Source organism: Halorubrum zhoui, assembly GCF_051194155.1.
GTDB lineage: Archaea > Halobacteriota > Halobacteria > Halobacteriales > Haloferacaceae > Halorubrum.
The window spans coordinates 169,474-187,947 of record NZ_JBLZNJ010000006.1; the positions used below are offsets into that span (position 1 = coordinate 169,474).

13 protein-coding genes, 1 tRNA gene and 1 rRNA gene are annotated in these 18,474 nt (G+C 69.1%); 7 read left to right on the forward strand and 8 right to left on the reverse strand.

Going from position 1 to position 18,474, the window contains the following annotated elements; translation table 11 throughout:
* Position 1: 1 nt before the first annotated feature.
* The 4 genes from ACNTAO_RS10565 to ligA form a co-directional block, all read right to left on the reverse strand.
* Positions 2-1,183 (reverse strand): PQQ-dependent sugar dehydrogenase, encoded by a 1,182-nt coding sequence (locus ACNTAO_RS10565; RefSeq protein WP_435161971.1) that lies wholly within the window; start codon positions 1,181-1,183, stop codon positions 2-4.
* Positions 1,184-1,259: 76 nt separating this feature from the next.
* Positions 1,260-2,075, reverse strand: coding sequence for an ABC transporter permease subunit (locus tag ACNTAO_RS10570; protein ID WP_435161972.1), 816 nt, complete (start codon positions 2,073-2,075; stop codon positions 1,260-1,262).
* Positions 2,072-3,037: an ABC transporter ATP-binding protein gene (locus ACNTAO_RS10575; RefSeq protein ID WP_435161973.1), complete on the reverse strand. Its 966-nt coding sequence runs from the start codon at positions 3,035-3,037 to the stop codon at positions 2,072-2,074. The genes ACNTAO_RS10570 and ACNTAO_RS10575 overlap by 4 nt, the downstream gene beginning before the upstream one ends.
* Positions 3,038-3,099: 62 nt before the next feature.
* Positions 3,100-5,226: an NAD-dependent DNA ligase LigA gene (gene ligA, locus ACNTAO_RS10580; RefSeq protein ID WP_435161974.1), complete on the reverse strand. Its 2,127-nt coding sequence runs from the start codon at positions 5,224-5,226 to the stop codon at positions 3,100-3,102.
* Positions 5,227-5,344: 118 nt separating this feature from the next.
* Here ligA and ACNTAO_RS10585 point away from each other — a divergent pair, with 118 nt between their 5' ends.
* From ACNTAO_RS10585 to ACNTAO_RS10605, 5 genes are all read left to right on the forward strand, one after another.
* Positions 5,345-6,178 carry an endonuclease/exonuclease/phosphatase family protein gene (locus ACNTAO_RS10585; protein ID WP_435161975.1) on the forward strand — a complete coding sequence of 278 codons (834 nt, stop codon included), beginning with the start codon at positions 5,345-5,347 and terminating at the stop codon, positions 6,176-6,178.
* 330 nt (positions 6,179-6,508) lie between these two features.
* Complete coding sequence (locus tag ACNTAO_RS10590; protein ID WP_435161976.1) at positions 6,509-8,584, forward strand: PrkA family serine protein kinase; 2,076 nt, start codon at positions 6,509-6,511, stop codon at positions 8,582-8,584.
* 48 nt (positions 8,585-8,632) lie between these two features.
* Positions 8,633-11,050, forward strand: coding sequence for a kinase anchor protein (locus ACNTAO_RS10595; RefSeq protein WP_435161977.1), 2,418 nt, complete (start codon positions 8,633-8,635; stop codon positions 11,048-11,050).
* Positions 11,050-12,399 carry a DUF444 family protein gene (locus tag ACNTAO_RS10600; RefSeq protein WP_435161978.1) on the forward strand — a complete coding sequence of 450 codons (1,350 nt, stop codon included), beginning with the start codon at positions 11,050-11,052 and terminating at the stop codon, positions 12,397-12,399. The genes ACNTAO_RS10595 and ACNTAO_RS10600 overlap by 1 nt, the downstream gene beginning before the upstream one ends.
* Before the next feature lie 21 nt (positions 12,400-12,420).
* Positions 12,421-14,484 (forward strand): SpoVR family protein, encoded by a 2,064-nt coding sequence (locus ACNTAO_RS10605; RefSeq protein ID WP_435161979.1) that lies wholly within the window; start codon positions 12,421-12,423, stop codon positions 14,482-14,484.
* A gap of 5 nt (positions 14,485-14,489) precedes the next feature.
* Here ACNTAO_RS10605 and ACNTAO_RS10610 read toward each other — a convergent pair whose 3' ends face one another.
* Positions 14,490-15,107: a VOC family protein gene (locus ACNTAO_RS10610; protein WP_435161980.1), complete on the reverse strand. Its 618-nt coding sequence runs from the start codon at positions 15,105-15,107 to the stop codon at positions 14,490-14,492.
* A 495-nt stretch (positions 15,108-15,602) separates the two neighbouring features.
* Between ACNTAO_RS10610 and ACNTAO_RS10615 the strand changes: the two genes are divergently transcribed.
* Complete coding sequence (locus ACNTAO_RS10615; protein WP_435161981.1) at positions 15,603-15,755, forward strand: hypothetical protein; 153 nt, start codon at positions 15,603-15,605, stop codon at positions 15,753-15,755.
* Positions 15,756-15,772: 17 nt separating this feature from the next.
* Here the strand turns inward: ACNTAO_RS10615 and ACNTAO_RS10620 are convergent, their stop codons facing one another.
* Complete coding sequence (locus ACNTAO_RS10620) at positions 15,773-16,627, reverse strand: DUF8231 family protein (protein WP_435161982.1); 855 nt, start codon at positions 16,625-16,627, stop codon at positions 15,773-15,775.
* Between the two features lie 330 nt (positions 16,628-16,957).
* On the opposite strand from ACNTAO_RS10620, the gene ACNTAO_RS10625 reads away from it, so the two are divergent.
* Complete coding sequence (locus tag ACNTAO_RS10625) at positions 16,958-17,758, forward strand: DUF7839 domain-containing protein (protein ID WP_435161983.1); 801 nt, start codon at positions 16,958-16,960, stop codon at positions 17,756-17,758.
* 211 nt (positions 17,759-17,969) lie between these two features.
* On the opposite strand, the gene ACNTAO_RS10630 is transcribed toward ACNTAO_RS10625, so the two are convergent.
* Both ACNTAO_RS10630 and rrf read right to left on the reverse strand, forming a co-directional pair.
* Positions 17,970-18,045 (reverse strand) — tRNA-Cys (locus ACNTAO_RS10630).
* A gap of 104 nt (positions 18,046-18,149) precedes the next feature.
* Positions 18,150-18,271, reverse strand: a 5S ribosomal RNA gene (gene rrf / locus ACNTAO_RS10635).
* Positions 18,272-18,474: the final 203 nt, after the last annotated feature.

Genomic DNA, 18,474 nt, shown 5'->3' on the forward strand with positions numbered 1-18,474 from the left:
CTCACGCCGGCGTGATCCGGAGGATTGGGGCGTCGTCGGCGTCGACCGCGGCGTAGAAGAACCCCGTCTCCGGCTCCTCGGCGACGGTCCGAATGCGCTGGTCGCGGCCGGTGAGGAGCCGCTCGACGCCCGTCACCGCCTCCCCGTCGAGCGATAGGTGAGCGATCGACCGCGAGGCGAGTCCGCCGACGAAGAGGTCACCGCGCCACTCGGGAAACGCCTCGCCGGCGTAGATCGTCATCCCGCCCGGAGGGAATCCACCGCTGCCACACGGCCAAGAGTGAATCGGCGCGACGACGTCCGAGCGGTCCTCGTGGGCGACCCCGATGGGCTCACCCTCGCCGTAGGTGCAGCCGTCGTCGGCGACCGGCCACCCGTAGTTCGCGCCCGGCTCGAGCACGTTGATCTCGTCGCCGTCCTGCTCGCCGTACTCGCTCTCGAAGAGCGCTCCGGTCTCCGGATGGACGGTGAGTCCCTGCGGATTGCGGTGACCGTAGCTGTAGATCGCGTCGCTTGCGGCCGGCTCGTCGACGAACGGATTGTCGTCGGGGATCGACCCATCCGCTTCGAGTCGGAGGACCACACCGAGTTCGGAGTCGAGCCGCTGAGCGACGTGGTCCGGGCCGAAGTTCTTGAACTGTCTGTCGCCGACGGTCACGTACAGCCGGTCGTCGGCGTCGAACGCGAGCCGCGAGCCGTAGTGGCCCGTCGAGTCGACGAACGGCGTCGCGGCGTGGAGGACGTCGAACCCCTCGAGGCGGGCGGCCTCACGGTCGAGTCGAGCGCGCCCGACGTGGGTCGTCGTCGCCCCGGCGTCGTTCGCGGCCGCGTACGTGAGGTAGACGAGGTCGGTCTCGGCGAACGCCGGGCCGAGCGCGACGTCGAGGAGCCCGCCCTGCCCGCGGGCGTCGACGGTCGGGACGCCGTCGATCGGCTGGACCGCGCCGGTCGAGCGGTCGAGCAGCGACAGTTCGCCCGGGCGCTCGGTTACGAGCACGCCGTCGTCCGGAAGGAACGCGAGGCTCCACGGGTGTGTGAAGCCCTCGGCGACGGGCTCGACGCGCAGGTCGGCGGCCGCGTCGGCCGGCGTATCGGGCGCATCGCTCGAACTCCGGCCCGCACAGCCCGCGAGCACTCCGGTCCCGGCGAGTCCAGCGGCCGTGAGGAATCGGCGTCGGTGCATGGACGGGTGTTTGCGTAGCGGGCGTATCAACGGTGCGGCTGGACGGCACCGGGGGCGGCCGAGCGGCAAGCCACGATCACAGGTCGGCGCGGTCGAACGCCCACAACCCCGCGAGCGGCGGCGCGAGCGCCCAGAAGACGAGCATCGACACCGCAGACACCTGTCTGTCGACCGCGTCGCCGGTGAAGAGTTGGTCCGCGAGGAACCCGTTCGCCAACACCTCGACGCCCGTCGTCGGGTTGGCGACGTCGAGGAACGACCGGACCGAGCTGACAGTGACCGGCAGCGTCTCGATCGGTCCCTGGAACGCGCCGAGTACGCGTCCGGTAAAAAAGCCCCAGAGGAGCACGAAGGCGACGTAGATGCCGATGCCGGCGATGAGCGCCCGCTGGCGGGTCGCGAGCGCCGCCGAACAACCGACGGCGATGGAGACGAAGACGGCGCCGAGCACCGCCGCGAAGACGGTGTACCCGAGGAACGACCCGGCGTTGAACGGCACCGGCGTCGCGACGAGCACCGTCGCCGGCAGGAGGAAGCCGGCGAACACCGCGAGGACGAGCGCGGCGCTCCGACCGAGCACCTTCCCGAAGACGACGTCGGCGCGCGAGTGCGGCAGCGAGAGCAGCAGCTTCAACGAACCGGACTCACGCTCGCCGCTCACCGCGTTGTAGCCGACGACGACGCCCACGAGCGGGACGAGTCCGGTGACGAGGACGGGCCCGACGAACGCGCTCAACAGCAGCTCGGTGGCGAACTGGCCGGCCGCCCCCTGCGGTCGCACGACGTACGCGAACAACGCCACGAGCAACGAGAACAACCCGACCAGCGCGACCATCCCGCGCGACCGGACGGTGTCGTGGAAGTCCTTGCGCGCCACTGCGCGGAGGCTCATTCGCTCACCTCCGGGGATCCGGCCGTCGTAGCAGACGCATCGGGGCCGGACCCGGGCGTCTCGCCCTCTGTGTACGCCAGAAAGAGGTCCTCGAGTGAGGCCTCGCGCGTGTGGAAGTCTTCGACGCGCGCGCCGGCCGCCTCGACCGCGTCGATGACGGCAGTCTTCTGTGCGGGCGCACAGTTCACCGTGAGCGTCGCGTCGGCCGCACTCACGTGTGAGACGCCCTCGACCCCGCTGACGGCCGTCTGTACCGCGTCGGTCACCGCGTCGACGGTGACCTCGAGCGTCGCCTCGTCGCCGACCGTCTCGCGAAGCCCCTCGATCGAGTCCTCGGCGACGAGCTCGCCGGCGCGGAGGATGCCGACGCGGTCACAGACGGCTTCGACCTGCCCCAACACGTGCGAGGAGAAGAAGACGGTCGCCCCGCGTTCGGCCTCCGCGGTCACGATCTCGCGCATGCGCACGACGCCCGCCGGGTCGAGCCCCGCTGAGGGCTCGTCGAGGATGAGGAGGTCCGGCTCGCCGACGAGCGCCATCGCCAGGGCGAGCCGCTGGCGCATCCCCTTCGAGTAGTCGCCGGCGGCGCGGTCGGCCGCGTCCGCCAGACCGACCCGCTCGAGGACGGCGTCGACGTCCGCGTCGACGGCCTTCGAGTCGGCCGCAAACTGGACGTGCCGGCGGCCAGAGAGCCGGCCGTACACCGAGAAGCCGTCGGGGAGGACGCCGGTGTCCCGGCGGATCGCCACGCTCTCCGTGGCGGGGTCACGGCCGAGGACGCGCACCGTCCCCGCGGTCGGCCGGACCAGGTCGAGGACGACGTCGATGGTGGTCGACTTGCCCGCGCCGTTCGGGCCGAGAAACCCGTACACCTCGCCCGTCTCGACGGTGAGGTCGAGGTCGCGAACGGCCGTGACGCCGGGGAACTCCTTGCGCACGCCGCGCAGCTCGATGGCGGTCATACCCCCGACTTCCGCGGCTTCCAATAAAGGGTTGTGGCTCGCTCGACGGTGACGGCTCCAGTTCACTCCGTCGGCGGCCAGGCGATGTCGTGGTCGGCGAGGAACTCGGCGAACGCCTCCTCGTCGAGCACCGGGACGGACTCGGCGTCGGCGTCCTGTCGTTTCGACCGACCCGGATTCTCCCCGGCGATAAGGTAGTCTGTGTTGCCGGAGACGCTCGAGGTCGCGTTCGCGCCGTGCGCTTCGACCAGCGACTGCGCCTCGTTCCGCGTCGTCGACAGCGACCCGGTGAAGACGAACGTCAGCCCGTCGAGTGCGTCGCCACCCTCGGTCTCGACCGGCTGCGGCTCCACCCCGCGCTCGCGAAGCCGGTCTATCGCCGCGCGATTCTCCTCGGCGTCGAGGAACGACCGGATCGACGCCGCGACGGTCGGTCCGACGTCGTCGACGGCCTGAAGCGTCTCCTCGTCGGCCGCGAGAAGAGTGTCGAGGTCGCCGAACGCGCGGGCGAGCGCGTCGGCCGTGGTCGGACCGACCTCGGGGATGCCGAGGCCAGCGAGGAATCGGTCGAGCGGCGGCGCTCGGCTTTCCTCGAGTGAGTCAATCAGGTTCTGTGCGCTGGTCTCACCCCACCCGTCGAGCGCGGCGAGGTCCGCGACGGAGAGGTCGTACAGGTCCGGGAGCGACTCGACGAGTCCCTCCGCACGAAGCGTCTCGACCCGTTCTGAGCCGAGTCCCTCGATGTCGAGGGCGTCGCGGCGAGCCCAGTGTTCGACCGCCCGCTCCAGCTGGGCGGGGCAGCCGAGCCCGCCCGAGCAGAACGCGAGCGGCCCCTCGCGCTCGACCGGCGCGCCACAGACCGGACACGCCTCGGGGAAGTCGTAGCTTCCCTCGCTTCGATGCTCGACGACCTCCGGGACGTACGGGATCACGTCGCCCGCGCGGTAGACGCGGACGCGGTCGCCGACGTCGACGCCGAGCGCCTCGATCTCGGCCGGGTTGTGCAGCGAGACGCGCGAGACCGTGACGCCGCCGACGGCGACCGGGTCGAGCTCGGCGACGGGGGTGAGCCGGCCCGTGCGCCCGACCTGGACGGTGATGGCCTCGACGGTCGTCGTCTCGGTGCGCGGCGGGAACTTGTACGCGAACGCCCAGCGCGGAGCCCGCGCGGTGGCGCCGAGCGCCGCACAGGTCTCCCGGTCGTTCAGTTTGATCACGACGCCGTCGATGCCGTACGAGAGCCCGTCACGGTCCGCGAGCGTTCGGTCACGATAGTCGATCGCGGCGGCGATGTCGTCGACGAGCTCGACCCGGTCGGTCCGTGGCAGGCCGAATCGGTCGAACGCCGCGAGTTGGTCCCAGTTGGTGTCGGGGCGGTCGGGGCCGTCTGCGCCGGCGTCCCACGCGAGCACGTCGAAGAAGAACGCGTCGAGCGGGCGTTCGGCGACGACGGACGGGTCGAGCTGGCGGAGGGTTCCCGCCGCGGCGTTTCGGGGGTTCGCGAACGGCTCCTCGCCGCGTTCACGACGGGTTCGGTTGTACGCCTCGAACGCCTCGTGGGGCATGTACACCTCGCCGCGGACGACCAACTGCGCCGGGGGATCGCCTCTGAGCTGGCCGGGGATCGCTCGAATCGTCCGTACCTGTTCTGTGACGTCGTCGCCCACCTCGCCGTCGCCGCGGGTCGCCGCGCGGACGTACTCGCCGTCCTCGTACACCACCTCGATCGAGAGCCCGTCGAACTTCGGCTCACAGACGTACTGGCGGTCGTCGGGGTCGAAGCCGGCGTCGGCGAGGCCGTCACGGACCCGCTCGTCGAACGCCCGGACCGCGTCGGCGTCCTTCGCGCTGTCGATAGAGCGCATCGGCGCGACGTGTTCGACCGACACCAGCTCGTCGACCGGGGTGCCCCCGACCTGGCGGGTGGGCGACCGCTCCGTCGGCACGTCGAAGGCGTCTTCGAGCTCGCGGAGGCGGTCGAAGAGCCGGTCGTACGCCTCGTCGCTCACCAGCGGGTCCGCTTCGACGTAGTACCGGGTGTCGTGTTCGCGGATCGCCGCCCGGAGCTGTCGCGCCTGCCACGTCGCGTCGGTCTCTGACAGCGACTCGATGGGATCGAACGACGGGAGTGGCTCCTCGACGTAGGGGTTGTGCTCCGGGTCGGCGTGCCGCGTCGACGAGCGCGTCATCGACACAGCGTAGGGCGTGCAGCCGATTAAAATCGTCCGACGTTCGGCCGCCGGCGGGCGACGCCGTGGCGTCCGACGTGTCGTGTGGTTTAATTCGGCTGCGCGTGAGGTACCGGCAATGAGCCGGGTTCGGGTGCTGAGCTACAACGTCCGCTACGACAATCGACACGACGTCCACGACGCCTGGCACGAGCGGCGAGAGGGGGTGACCGACGTGGTCCGGTTCCACCGGCCGGACGTCGTGGCGTTCCAGGAGGTGTTGCCGAACCAGCGGCGTGACCTCCGCGAGCGCCTCTCGGCGTACACCCTCGTCGGGCGGGGGAGAGAGCCGGGCGACGAGGGAGAGAGCTGTCCGATCGGGGTGCGAGCCGACCGCTGGGCGGTCGCCGACCACGGGACGTTCTGGCTCTCGCCGACACCGGACGAGCCGTCGGCCGGGTGGGACGCTGCTCATCCGCGGATCGCCACCTGGGCACGGGTTCGGCCGGCAGCTGGGGACGCGGCGGACGACGGTGCGTCGTTCCTCGTCGCCAACACGCATTTCGACCACGTTAGCGCACGCGCACGCGTCGAGTCTGCACGGTTGCTCGACAGCCGAGTGCCGTCTCTCGCGGCCGACGACGGAGCGGACGTGGCTGACACAGAAGAGACGCCGCCGGTCGTCCTCGTCGGTGACCTCAACTGCACGCCGGGGTCGGAGCCGCACGCGGTCCTGACCGACGGAGGACTGCGAGACGCGGCCGCCGCCGCGACCGTTCGCCACGGCCCGCGGACCAGCCTGACCGACTACGCCGGGCTGATCGAGAACCGCCGGATCGACCACGCGCTCGTCTCGCCGGCCGTCGACGTCGAGGCCTTCGGAACGCTCGCCGACCGTGACGACCGGGGGCGGTACCCGTCCGACCACCTGCCGGTGCTCGCCCGACTGTGGCTGGAGTCGATCGGCGACTGAGCGGATCGGGGGGCGACGAGCCACCACGACGGCCGAAGCGGTCGCACCTCGATCGGTTAAACGCCCGCGATCCGTGCCGAGGAGTCCTGAATCACCACTGTAGCCCGGTTCGCGAGTAGCGGGGAAAATCGCCGGATTGCGCCGTGATACCGGGCGACATCCTTATCCGTGTGAGTCCCTCTGACACGACTAGCCTCGGTCGCGGGCCGAGACGAGGACGGCGGCGTGTTGGTGCCCGGCGTACGGCCGGGAGTCGTGGTGTTGGGACGCAAAGCGATGCGTCTCTGCTGCCGGCGTCCGCGCGCAGTCCCGCCCGAGCAACGTGATACGATGGCAGACAGACAAACGCTCGAACGGCTCAGCGAGGAGTACCAGACGGAGGTGCCGGACGATCTCCGGGAAGCTCGCTCGTTCGATTGGTACCTCGAGACGCTGTACGACGACCCGACGATCGCCCGCAACGCCCACCAGCGGGTCGCAGACATGTTCGACCACTACGGCACCCGCTACGACGACGAACGCGGGGTCGTCGAGTACGCACTGGCGGCAGACGACCCCCTCCACGACGGCGAGAACGTCTTCTACGGCCGTGAGGTCCACGAGGCGATCCACGAGTTCGTCAACAAGGTGAAATCCGGCGCGCGCGGGCTCGGTCCCGAAAAGCGGATCAAGCTGCTGTTGGGTCCGGTCGGCTCCGGGAAGTCACACTTCGATTACCTCGTTCGTCGCTACTTCGAGGCGTACACGCGCGAAGACGCCGGCCGGATGTACACGTTCCGGTGGACCGACCTCCGATCGGTGATCGACGACCAAGATCCCGACGACGACGTGGTGCGGTCGCCGATGAACCAAGACCCACTGGTGTTGGTGCCGCGACCCCAGCGGGAGGCGATCCTCGACGACCTCAACGAGGCGCTCGACGCGCCGTACACGCTGCGGAACGACCAGCATCCGGACCCCGCCTCCGAGTTCTACCTGAACGAGCTGTTGGCCCACTACGACGACGACCTGGCGGCGGTGATGTCGAACCACGTCGAGGTGATTCGGCTCGTCGCCAGCGAGAACCGTCGCGAGTGTATCGAGACGTTCGAGCCGAAAGACAAGAAGAATCAAGACGAGACCGAACTCACCGGCGACGTCAACTACGCGAAACTCGCCGTCTACGGCGAGTCCGACCCGCGGGCGTTCGATTACGCCGGCGCCTTCTGTAACGCCAACCGCGGGCTTTTCTCCGGCGAGGAGCTGTTGAAGCTCCAACGCGAGTTCCTCTACGACTTCCTCCACGCCTCGCAGGAGTCGACGATCAAACCGAAGAACAACCCGCGGATCGACATCGACCAGGTGATCGTCGGCCGGACGAACATGCCGGAGTACCGCGAGAAGACCGGCGACGAGAAGATGGAGGCGTTCAACGACCGCACGAAGCGGATCGACTACCCGTACGTCTTAGAGTACGAGAGCGAAGCCGAGATCTACGGCAAGATGCTCGCCAACGCGGACGTCCCGAACGTTCACGTCGAGCCGCACACCCTCGAGATGGCCGGGCTCTTCGGCGTGCTCACCAGACTCGAAGAGCCGACCGACGAGACGGTGAGTCTCTTAGAGAAGGCGAAGGTGTACAACGGCGAGCTCGAAGACGAGGAGATCGACCGCCGGAAGCTCCGTGAGGACGCCGCGGCCCAGGCAGACGTGAGCGAGGGGATGGACGGCGTCTCGGCGCGGTTCGTCGGCGACGAGATCGCCGAGGCGATCATGGACGCCACCCACCGCGACCGGTCGTACCTCTCGCCGCTGTCGGTGTTCGACCACTTCGAGGCGAACCTCGACAGTCACGGCTCTATCGCGGCCGGCGACCTCGACCGCTACCAGCGGCTCCTCGAGGTCGTTCGCGAGGAGTACCGCGACCGCGCGATCGACGACGTCAGACACGCGCTCGCGTACGACGTCGACGAGCTGCGCCGGCAGGGCGAGAAGTACATGGACCACGTGATGGCGTACATCGACGACGCGACGGTGAACGACGAGCTCACCGGCCGAGAGACCGAGCCGGACGAGACGTTCCTCCGGGCGGTCGAAGAACAGCTCGACGTTCCCTCGGACCGCAAAGACGACTTCAGACAGGAGGTGTCGAACTGGGTCTCCCGCCGCGCCCGCGAGGGACGCGGGTTCGACCCCCAGGAGAACGACCGGCTCCGTCGCGCCTTAGAGCGCAAGCTGTGGGAGGACAAAAAACACAACATCAACTTCTCGGCGCTAGTGTCGGCGACCGACCTCGACGAGACGGAACACAGCGCGTGGGTCGACGCGCTCGTCGATCGAGGCTACTCCGAGGCCGGCGCCGGCGAGGTGCTCGAGTACGCGGGGGCCGCGGTGGCCCGCGCCGAGATGGAGGAGAACGGTGACTGATCGACCGCGTCGGCCGGCGGCCGGAGGGCCGCGGCCGGGGAGCGACCCATGACCGACCGCCACGCGGTCGGCGACGACCCGGACGGAGCCGCGTTCTGTCGGGCCGCAGACGAGCGGCTCAGGGGGGCGTACGACCCGCCGATGAGCCTCGAGTCGTACGTCGACCGCGTCCTCGAGCACCCGCTCGCGGCCGCCTCGGGGGCGCGGTACCTGCTCGCGGCCATCGAGTCACAGGGGACGCGCACGGTACGCGAACGAGGCGAGACCCTGGAGCGCTACCGGTTCTTCGACGACCCACCAAACGACGGGGAGCACGCGGTGTTGGGGAACACGGCCGCGCTCAACGCGTTCGTCGACGACCTCCGGGCGGCAGCCGCGGGCCGCGGCAACGACGAGACCATCGTCTGGATCGACGGCCCCACCGCGACCGGCAAGTCGGAGTTCAAGCGGTGTCTGGTGAACGGCCTTCGGGCGTTCTCCCGGACGGACGAGGGCCGCCGGTACACCGTCGAGTGGAACGTCACCGGAGCCGGCACCGGCGACCGGTCGCTCTCGTACGGCGACGGCGGCGACGCCGCGGCGTGGTATCGGAGTCCCGTCCAGTCGAACCCGCTGTCCGTGTTCCCGGCCGCTGTGCGCGAGTCGATCGCGTCGGCGGTCGACGACGACGCGTCGATCCCGACCGAGGTCGAACTCGACCCGTTCAGTCGCGAGGCGTACGACCGCCTCGAGTCGGTGTACCGCGACGAGGGACGTCGCGACCGGTTTTCGGCGATCACCGACCGCGACCACCTCCGGGTGACGAGTTACGTCGTCGACGTCGGCCGGGGGATCGGGGTGCTCCACGCCGAAGACGACGGGACGCCCAAAGAACGACTCGTCGGCTCGTGGATGGGCGGGATGGTGCGCGAGCTCGACTCTCGTGGCCGAAAGAATCCGCAGGCGTTCAGCTACGACGGCGTGCTCTCACAGGGGAACGGCGTAGCGACCGTCGTCGAGGACGCGAGCCAGCACGGTGACCTCCTTCGACGGCTGCTCAACGTCCCGGACGAGCGCCGCGTGAAACTCGACACGGGGATCGGCATGGACCTCGACACGCAGCTCATCGTCATCTCGAACCCCGACCTCGAGGCCGAGCTCGACCAGTACGCCGACCGAGAGGACGCCGATCCGCTGAAGGCGCTGAAGCGACGGCTCACCCGCCACGAGTTTCGCTACCTCACGAACCGACGGCTAGAGGCCGCCCTGCTCCGCCGGGAGGTCGCCGGCGAGCACGCGGTGCCCGGTGCCGACGACGACCGGTCGCCTCGGAACGCCGGCGACGAGCGACTCGGCGACGGACGACCCGACGACGAGTGGGTCGCCGACGAGCCGCTTGACGACGCCCGAGCCGGTGGCGGCCACGGCGCGACCGAGCACGCCCGGGCGGCGCTGACGCTCACGGTTCGCGACGACGACGGCTCGAAACGCGACCGGGAGCTCGCCCCGCACGCGGTGGGCGCGGCGGCGCTGTACGCGGTCGTCACCCGTCTCGACGCCGAGACGCTGCCGAACGACGTCGACCTCGTCGAGAAGGCGACGCTCTACGAGACCGGCGAGGTCCGTCGTGACGGCGAGCGGCTGACCGTCAACGACGTCGACCTCGGCGGTGACGACGGGCGGACGGGGATCCCGGTCACGTACACGCGCGACCGGATCGCAGCCGTGTTGAGCACCGACGCCGACCGGAGCCACCCGACGCTGCCGGTCGAGCGGGTCGTCACGCCCGGGGACGTGCTGACGGCGATGGCCGACGGGCTCACCGACGCACCGGTGTTCTCTCGCGCCGAGGCGGCCGAGTTCGAGAGCCGGCTCGCACCGGTCGAAGACGCCGTGCGCGAGCAACAGCGAGCCGACGTCGTCGACGCCGCGCTGGCGGCCGAACGGGTCTCGACGGAGACCGTCGCAGAGTACGTCGAACACGTACACGCGTGGGACGCCGGCGAGCCGGTCGAGACCGACCGCGGGCCGACCGAGCCGGACGCGCTGGCGATGAAGGTGTTCGAGACGGAGACGCTCGGTCGGTTCGACGAGCGCGACTACCGCGGGACGGAGCCGGGCAGCGACGTGGTCGCGTTCCGACGCGAGGAGGTCATCCGTGCGCTCACCCGCTACGCCTGGCGAAACCGGGGCGACGAGTTCAGCGTCGACGACGTCGACCTCGACGCGATCCCCGAGCTCGAGGCGGTGCTCGCGTCGAAGGACCTCGCCGACCTGAAGCGGCGCTTCCCGGATCTCGACCCCGCAGAGTGGGCCGACCCGCCCGCCGACACCGAGACCGCGTCGGTGAAGGCCGCGACGCTCGACCGGCTCGAGGCGCGCGGCTACAGCCGGGCGTCCGCCGAGCTGACGAGCCGAGCCGTGATGCGTTCGGCCCGTGACGAGTGGGCGGCCCTCGCAACCGACGGCGGCGGAGGTGATCGCTGATGGGACTCTCGTCGGACCGCGAGCGATTCCGCGAGATCGGCGAGGCGCGTCGCGAGGACCTCACGGAGTTCATCACCCAGGGCAACCTCGGTGGCTCCGGACCCGACCGCGTCCGCATCCCGATCAAGATCGTCGACCTCCCGTCGTTCGAGTACGACCGCCGCGACGCCGGCGGCGTCGGCCAGGGAGACGGCGGACAGCCCCAGCCCGGGCAGCCGGTCGACGTAGAACCCGATGCCGACGGCGACGAGTCTGCCGACGGCGACGAATCGGGTGACCCGGGCGCGGAGGGCGGCGACCACGAGTACTACGAGATGGACCCCGAGGAGTTCGCCCGCGAGCTCGACGAGGAGCTCGGCTTGGACCTCGAGCCGAAGGGGAAACGCGTCGTCGAGGAGGTAGAGGGCGATTTCACCGACACGGCGCGGTCGGGACCGCGTGGCACCCTCGACGTCGACGAGTTCTTCAAGCGAGGGCTGACGCGTCACCTCGCGACCGACTTCGACGAGTCGTACGTCCGCGAGGGGCTGTTCGTCGCGGGCGCCGGCGTCGACGACGTCTTCACCTGGGCGCGCGAGGAGGGGATCCCGGTCTCACGCGCGTGGATTGCGGACGCGGCGCGGTCGCTCGAGACGGAACACGGGGAGTCGGTCGCGGCGCTCGATCGCTGGGCCGACTTCGGGGCGCTCGCGGCCGCGGTCGACCGCGAGCCGGTGACCCAGCGGATCCGACGAGACGGCCTGAAACGCGTGCCGTTCCGGCGCGACGACGAGCGCTTCCGGCACCCGGAGGTGACGGAACGACGCGAGCGAAACGTCGTCGTCGTGAACGTCCGTGACGCCTCGGGCTCGATGCGCGCTGACAAACGCGAACTCGTCGAGCGGGTGTTCACGCCGATGGACTGGTACCTGACCGGAAAGTACGACGAGGCGGCCTTCCGGTACGTCGTCCACGACGCGGAAGCGTGGGAGGTCGACCGCGAGGCGTTCTTCGGCGTGCAGTCGGGCGGCGGGACGCAGATATCGAGCGCCTACCGCCTCGTCGAGGAGATCCTCGAGGAGTACCCCTACAGCGAGTGGAACCGATACGTGTTCGCCGCCGGCGACTCCGAGAACGCGAGCGACGACACGACGAGCGCCGTGATCCCGATGATGCGGTCGATAGACGCCAACCTCCACGCGTACGTGGAGACCCAGCCCGGCGGCACCGCACCGAACGCCCGCCACGCGGACGAGGTCGAGCGGGCGCTCGGCGACGCCGACGACGTTGCCGTCGCGCGGGTCTCCGGGCCCGAGGACGTCACCGACGCCATCGCCGAGATCCTCAGCACGGAGGACGCGAACGAGTGAGCCGATGATCGACTACGACCCATGAGAGACGACAGAATCGAAGCAAAACGAGAGGCGGCGACCCTCGACGAGCCGGCGGCGGCCGCACGCGAGCTCGCGGAGCGGCTCGGGCTCGAGCCGTACCCGGTTCGGTACTGGGTCGTCGACCACGACGAGATGAACGAACTCATCGCGTACGGCGGGTTCCAGCGCCGGTACCCGCACTGGCGGTGGGGGATGAACTACGAGCGACAACAAAAACAGGACCGCCACGGGCTCGGCAAGGCGTTCGAGATCGTCAACAACGACGACCCGAGCCACGCCTTCCTCCAGGAGTCGAACACGACGGCCGACCAGAAGGCCGTCATCACCCACGTCGAGGCGCACGCCGACTTCTTCGCGAACAACGAGTGGTTCGGACTGTACGCCGACAGGGGAGAAGACGGACCGAACGCGGCCGCGCGGCTCGAACGAAACGCCGACCGCATCGCCGCCATCGTCGAGCGCCCGGACGTCGACCGCGAGGACGTCGAGCGGCTGATAGACGCGGTCTCCACGCTCGAAGACACCATCGACCAGCACAGTCCGATCGACGCCGCCAGGACCGCCGACGAGCCGGACGTCGCGGCCGACGTGGCCGAGGAGACGCCGGACGACGCGGCCGCGATCGAAGCACAGATCGACGAGCTCGGCCTCTCCGAGGCGGTCAAATCGGAGGTGTTCGACGAGGCGTGGCTCGACGAGCACGCCGCGGGCGTGGAGCCCGACGATCCGCGGGCCGACGTCTTGGCGTTCGTCCGCGACCACGGCAAGCGCTACGACGCGGAGACGGGCCGGGCGGTCGACCGCGAGCCGTGGGAGACCACCGTGATCGATGCCCTCCGCGAGGAGGCGTACTACTTCGCCGGCCAGAAGCAGACGAAGGTCCTCAACGAGGGATGGGCCACGTACTGGGAGTCACTCATGATGGGCGGAGAGGGCTTCGCCGGTCCCGACGAGTTCCTCACGTACGCCGACCACATGTCGCGGGTGCTGGGCTCGCCCGGGCTCAACCCGTACAAGCTGGGGTTCGAGCTGTGGACGCACGTGGAGTTACAGGCCGCCAGACGCGACGTCGTCGACCGGCTGTTGCGCGTCGAGGGCGTCACGCCGGAGACGTTCCACTCGCGGGTGGACCTCGATGCGGTCGCCGACGCGTTGGAGCCGCACCCGGCGATCGCCGGCGCGGGGCCGGCGACTCTCGACGCGCTCGCCGATCTGGCCGCCGCGGACGACCCGCGGGTCGACGCGGAGGCGGTCGACCGGGCGCTCTCGGCACGGGATGGTGAGTTGGAGACGTCGAGTGAAGCTGGCCCGAACATCGATCGATACCCGTGGAAGCTGCTCACCCACGAGGGGCTCGCCGAGCGCCACTACGTGCTCACCCGGCCGGAACACCGGGGGGCGCTTCGACGGATCTCGCGGTCGACGCTGGAGGAGCGGGCGCGCTACATGTTCGACGTCGACCGCTACGAGACGGTCGAGGCGGCGCTCGAGGACGTCGACCGGACCGCGGGGTGGCGTCGGATGTTCGAGGTGCGCGAGAGTCACAACGACGTCACGTTCATCGACGCGTTCCTCACCGACGAGTTCGTCCGCGAGCGCAACTACTTCGCGTACGAGTACAGCCAGGCCGGCGAGGAGTTCCGGGTGGCGAGCACCGACGCCGAGGACGTAAAACGGAAGCTGCTGCTCCGGTTTACCAACTTCGGGAAGCCCACCATCGTGGTGCTCGACGGCAACTTCCGCAACCGCGGCGAGCTGTTGTTGGGCCACCGATACAACGGGGTCGCACTCGACGAGGGGCAGGCACGGGCCACGCTCGAGCGCGTGTTCGAGCTCTGGGGGCGACCCGTGAACCTGGCGACGATCCGGACGGAGTACCCCGACGACGAGCGACGCCGGGCGAAACGGCGCGGGAGCGAACCGGCCGGCGAGGAGGTCGGCATCCGCTTCCAGTACGACGGCGGCGAGGTGACCGAACACGACCTCGATCGCGAGATTCGAGCGCAGATCGAAGCCGACGAGGTCGACTACGACACCACACCCGAGGAGTGGCTGGCGTAGGCCGCCTACGTGCCGACGCCGGCGTCGGCGTCCGGGAGGTCGTGTTTGATCACGGGGAGACCGAGCTCCTCGAGTGCCGCCTCGAGGTGCCGGTCCTGTGCGAAGTCGGCGCCGTCTGCTTCGCGGTGTCGCTGTGCGGCCGCGAACACCTCGCCTTTGCGGTCGGTCGGCATCTGGTACTTGTCGGCGGAGAGTTCGACCACGAGTCCGTTGTTGTCGCGGGTGTAAATCGAGTGGAAGACGCCGCGGTCGAACACATTGTATCCCTTCCCCGCGTCGTCGAGTGCCTGCATCACCGTCTCGTACTCCTCGGGGTCGACGCTGAAACAGACGTGGTGGACCGCGCCGACTCCGGGGCGTTGTCCCCGTGCAGACGGGCGGTCGTCGCTCACGAACACCGTGAGGATGCGGCCGTCGCCGGTGTCGAAAAACAGGTGCGTCTGTGTGGGGTCGTCGAGGTTGGGTTGGCGCAAGACGAGCGGCATCCCGAGCAGGTCGCGGTAGAACGCGAGCGTGTCGGCCTCGTTGCTCCCCCAGATGGTCACGTGGTCGGTGCCGGTGGTGTGTGTCGGGGCGTCGGGGGGCGTAGCGGTGATCGGCGTGTCGTCGGGGTCGGATGGCATGGCTGCAGGTACGGCCGTCGACGGCATAAAGCCGGGAGAGACCACCGGGTGACCGGCTGACGTGGGTGTTATTGGAAGGAGCCGAGGATGGTGAAAGGCGAGGAGTATCGGAGAGGAGCAGGGTACAGCAGAATGATGTCGGCCCGCAAGCGCGGCCCGCCTCTCTGCGTGTGTGGTAGCAGTTCTGTGATGAACACGACTGCACGACACCCGGACACCGATTACCGCCACATCCTCCCCAGCCGATTCTGTACGTGTGTGGTAGCAGTTCTGTGACGAACACGACCGCACGACACCCGGACACCGATTACCGCCACATCCTCCCCAACCGATTCGCTCGTCGCCTGTGGCGACTCGCTCATCCCTCGCACGCGCTCGCGGGCACGCTCCGCGGCCCGCGAGGCGCGCGCCACCGTGGTAGTGCGTGTGCGTGTTCGAGTACACGTGCGGGCGCAAAGACGAGGCGTTTTTGACTGCGAGGACGGACACGACTGCATGGATGTACTCCTGCACGCAGGGCACGGACACCCAGCACTGCTGTGGATAGGCGCCGCCGTCGCACTGTCGCTCGCGGCTGGTATCGTCGTCGGCCGCTACGGAGTCGGAGATGACGACTCGGATCCGGTGTCAGTCGGCGACGAAACGTAGGAGACGGCGAGCGGGGTTCAGTACCGGGACGGCATGAACGCCATCGCCAGCAGCAACAACGACGACAGCAGGCTGACGACGCCGACGCGCCACAGTCCGTTGCTCTGCTCTGTGTGCCGCTGTTGGGCGTCGACCTGTGCCTCGTACGACTCGAAGTCTGTCGAGAGGACGAGCGTGGACGCGTCGGGGAAGTGGCCGAGGAACTCCGTGTCGCCGATCGTGACGCGCGAGTCCTGTGCCACGTCGATCGACACCGTCTCCGTGCCAGTCCAGACGAGCGTCGCGGCGTCGGCAGAGACGGCGTCGACGGTCGCGGTATGGCCGTCGTAGGTCACCTGGTCGCCGGCCGCGAACGAGGTCGTCGTCGGCTCGGGGAAGTACGCACTCGCCGGCACGAGGTCGCGCGCCTCACCGCCATCGGTGACCACGACGAACGGCTCGCCGTCGATGGTCTGCGTCTCGTTGAGCGCGTCGGTGTCGTTCTCGAGTATCGCGGTTCGGTCGACCGGCTCGACGAGGGTGACACCAGAGGCGTTCGGGCCGTCGATGGCGACGGTCCACTCCTGGCCGTCGTAGGTGACGGTAGAGCCGTTTTCCCACGATGCCGTCTGCTCGACGGCACGCTCTCGTTCGACGACCCCACTCACGACCGTGTGTGCCGAGCCGCCGTGGCCGCCGCCCTCCTCGCTCTCGGAGACGTCGGCGACGGTGTACTCGGTGCCGTTCACCTCGAAGGAGTCGCCCGCGGACAGCTCGTAGTCCGGGTTGGCGAAGGATATCTCGGGCGTCTCGGCAGTCGCGACGAGGACACCCGCCGCGCTCCCGACGAGCAGGAAGAACGCGACGTATACCGCTACAGCGCGTCGTTGCATAGTTCGCGTGTGGGTCAGCCGCCGTATAACCGTTACTAACCGAGAGCGGCCGCGGCGAGTCGCGCCGCCAGCGCTCACCGACGAACGACGAACGCGGAGTTCGTCGTCCAAGGCCGACGCAGGCTCGCGAGCACGGCCTGAACCGCCGGCTTCGTCGGGCCGGCCGTCGCATCGGTGGGAAGGTGTGTCGTCTGCGGCATCGGCCGCACGCAAACACACTCTCCGGTATCCCAATTGTGCTTGTTTTACGTACATCGGGATTGCACGAGAGCGCCGAGCGGCGGACGCGAGCACAACAGCGCTTTACTTTGCCGGCGGTAACGACGACCGATGACAGACTCGGGCGGGGATACGCCGCCGGCGGTCCTCAACAACAAACGCGACGCGACGCGGTATCAGGTGCTAGTCGAGATCGCCGCCCGACAGCCTGCGGTGAGCCAGGGTGAGATCGCCGAGACGATCGGCGTCACCTCACAGGCCGTGAGTGAGTACGTGCGAGCCCTCGTCGCGAACGACTACGTCGAGAAGGGCGGTCGCGGTCGATACGAGGTGACCAAGGAAGGAGTCGACTGGCTCATCTCTCGAACCGAGGGGTTAGAGGGATACCTCGAACACGTGACCTCCGACGTCATCGAGAGCGTCGACGTCGACGCCGCGGTCGCGCTCGGCGACCTCGTCGAAGGCGAGACCGTCGGACTCGTCATGCGTGACGGCGTCCTCCACGCGAGCCCCTCCGGTGACACCGCCACCGCCGTCACCGTGACCGGCGGAGCCGCAGGTGAGGCCGTCGGCGTCACCGACTTCGAGGGCGTCGTCGACTACGAGACCGGCACCGTGACCATCCTCCCCGTGCCGGCCGTCACCGAAGACGACGCGCTGGAACCGGCGACGCTCGCGAGTCATCGCCCGACGGACGGGCTGCTCGCGACCGCGGGCACCGAGGCGTACGCGCTGGCGACGCGTGCCGACTGCCGGCCCGACATCCGGTTCGGCACCGAAGACGGCGTCGCCGAAGCCGCCGTCCGTGGACTCGACGTGCTCCTCGCCGCCGTGACCGACCAGCTGCCCCGGCACACCGCCGTCCTCCGCGAAAAGAACGTTCCACACGAGGTGCTCAACGGCGACATCTGAGGCGATCGGTGTGGAACGTATCTTACCCCCGATGCGGTTCGAGAGCACGTGCTGGCCGACAGGATCGACGACGCCTCAGGCCGCCAGCGGAACCACGGCTCCGATGGAGAACACTCCCGTCGGCTCCGCCTCGACGACCCACGACACTCAGACGGCGCGCACGGGAGATCCGTCCGTCGACATCCGTGGCTGTGGTGACGTGAACGAAAGAAGCCAAGGGCCGGATTTGAACCGGCGTAGGGCGGCTCTGCAGGCCGCTGCGTCTGACCGAACTCTGCCACCTTGGCGCTACGTATCGCTATCCAGGTCGAGCGTTTAAGCCTAGCGGTCGACCCGGATGGCTGCTGCTCGTCGTGATGAAGATGCGTGGGGGAGTGCCCCCGTATGAGTGGGTAGGCGGCGACCCGCGGTTCCCAGAGGATCGCTCACTCCAGTACTTCCCGGCACGCTGGTGGGCTTAACTTCCGTGTTCGGAATGGGTACGGGTGTCTCCCCACCGCTCTGGCCGCCTTTATGCCGACTCTCGGGCTCGAACCGAGACTCCTCGCGGAGACGCCTGTGTCGGGCTGGTTCGATTCGGCTGGAAGATTCCAGCACGACCGTGTATCCGTGCGATCCAGCTACCGCCTGAACCCATCCGGAGTGTGGAACTCCAGTGGACGTATGACTGTGGCATGGTCTGTTAGTGCTCGTGGACTCAACGCCTCGTTGCCTCG

What these genes read in the sequence shown, in the direction of transcription:
- ACNTAO_RS10565 (WP_435161971.1), bottom strand. Translation starts at nt 1,183, where the DNA reads ATGCACCGACGCCGATTCCTCACGGCCGCTGGACTCGCCGGGACCGGA.
- ACNTAO_RS10570 (WP_435161972.1), bottom strand. Translation starts at nt 2,075, where the DNA reads ATGAGCCTCCGCGCAGTGGCGCGCAAGGACTTCCACGACACCGTCCGG.
- ACNTAO_RS10575 (WP_435161973.1), bottom strand. Translation starts at nt 3,037, where the DNA reads ATGACCGCCATCGAGCTGCGCGGCGTGCGCAAGGAGTTCCCCGGCGTC.
- ligA (WP_435161974.1), bottom strand. Translation starts at nt 5,226, where the DNA reads ATGACGCGCTCGTCGACGCGGCACGCCGACCCGGAGCACAACCCCTAC.
- ACNTAO_RS10585 (WP_435161975.1), top strand. Translation starts at nt 5,345, where the DNA reads ATGAGCCGGGTTCGGGTGCTGAGCTACAACGTCCGCTACGACAATCGA.
- ACNTAO_RS10590 (WP_435161976.1), top strand. Translation starts at nt 6,509, where the DNA reads ATGGCAGACAGACAAACGCTCGAACGGCTCAGCGAGGAGTACCAGACG.
- ACNTAO_RS10595 (WP_435161977.1), top strand. Translation starts at nt 8,633, where the DNA reads ATGACCGACCGCCACGCGGTCGGCGACGACCCGGACGGAGCCGCGTTC.
- ACNTAO_RS10600 (WP_435161978.1), top strand. Translation starts at nt 11,050, where the DNA reads ATGGGACTCTCGTCGGACCGCGAGCGATTCCGCGAGATCGGCGAGGCG.
- ACNTAO_RS10605 (WP_435161979.1), top strand. Translation starts at nt 12,421, where the DNA reads ATGAGAGACGACAGAATCGAAGCAAAACGAGAGGCGGCGACCCTCGAC.
- ACNTAO_RS10610 (WP_435161980.1), bottom strand. Translation starts at nt 15,107, where the DNA reads ATGCCATCCGACCCCGACGACACGCCGATCACCGCTACGCCCCCCGAC.
- ACNTAO_RS10615 (WP_435161981.1), top strand. Translation starts at nt 15,603, where the DNA reads ATGGATGTACTCCTGCACGCAGGGCACGGACACCCAGCACTGCTGTGG.
- ACNTAO_RS10620 (WP_435161982.1), bottom strand. Translation starts at nt 16,627, where the DNA reads ATGCAACGACGCGCTGTAGCGGTATACGTCGCGTTCTTCCTGCTCGTC.
- ACNTAO_RS10625 (WP_435161983.1), top strand. Translation starts at nt 16,958, where the DNA reads ATGACAGACTCGGGCGGGGATACGCCGCCGGCGGTCCTCAACAACAAA.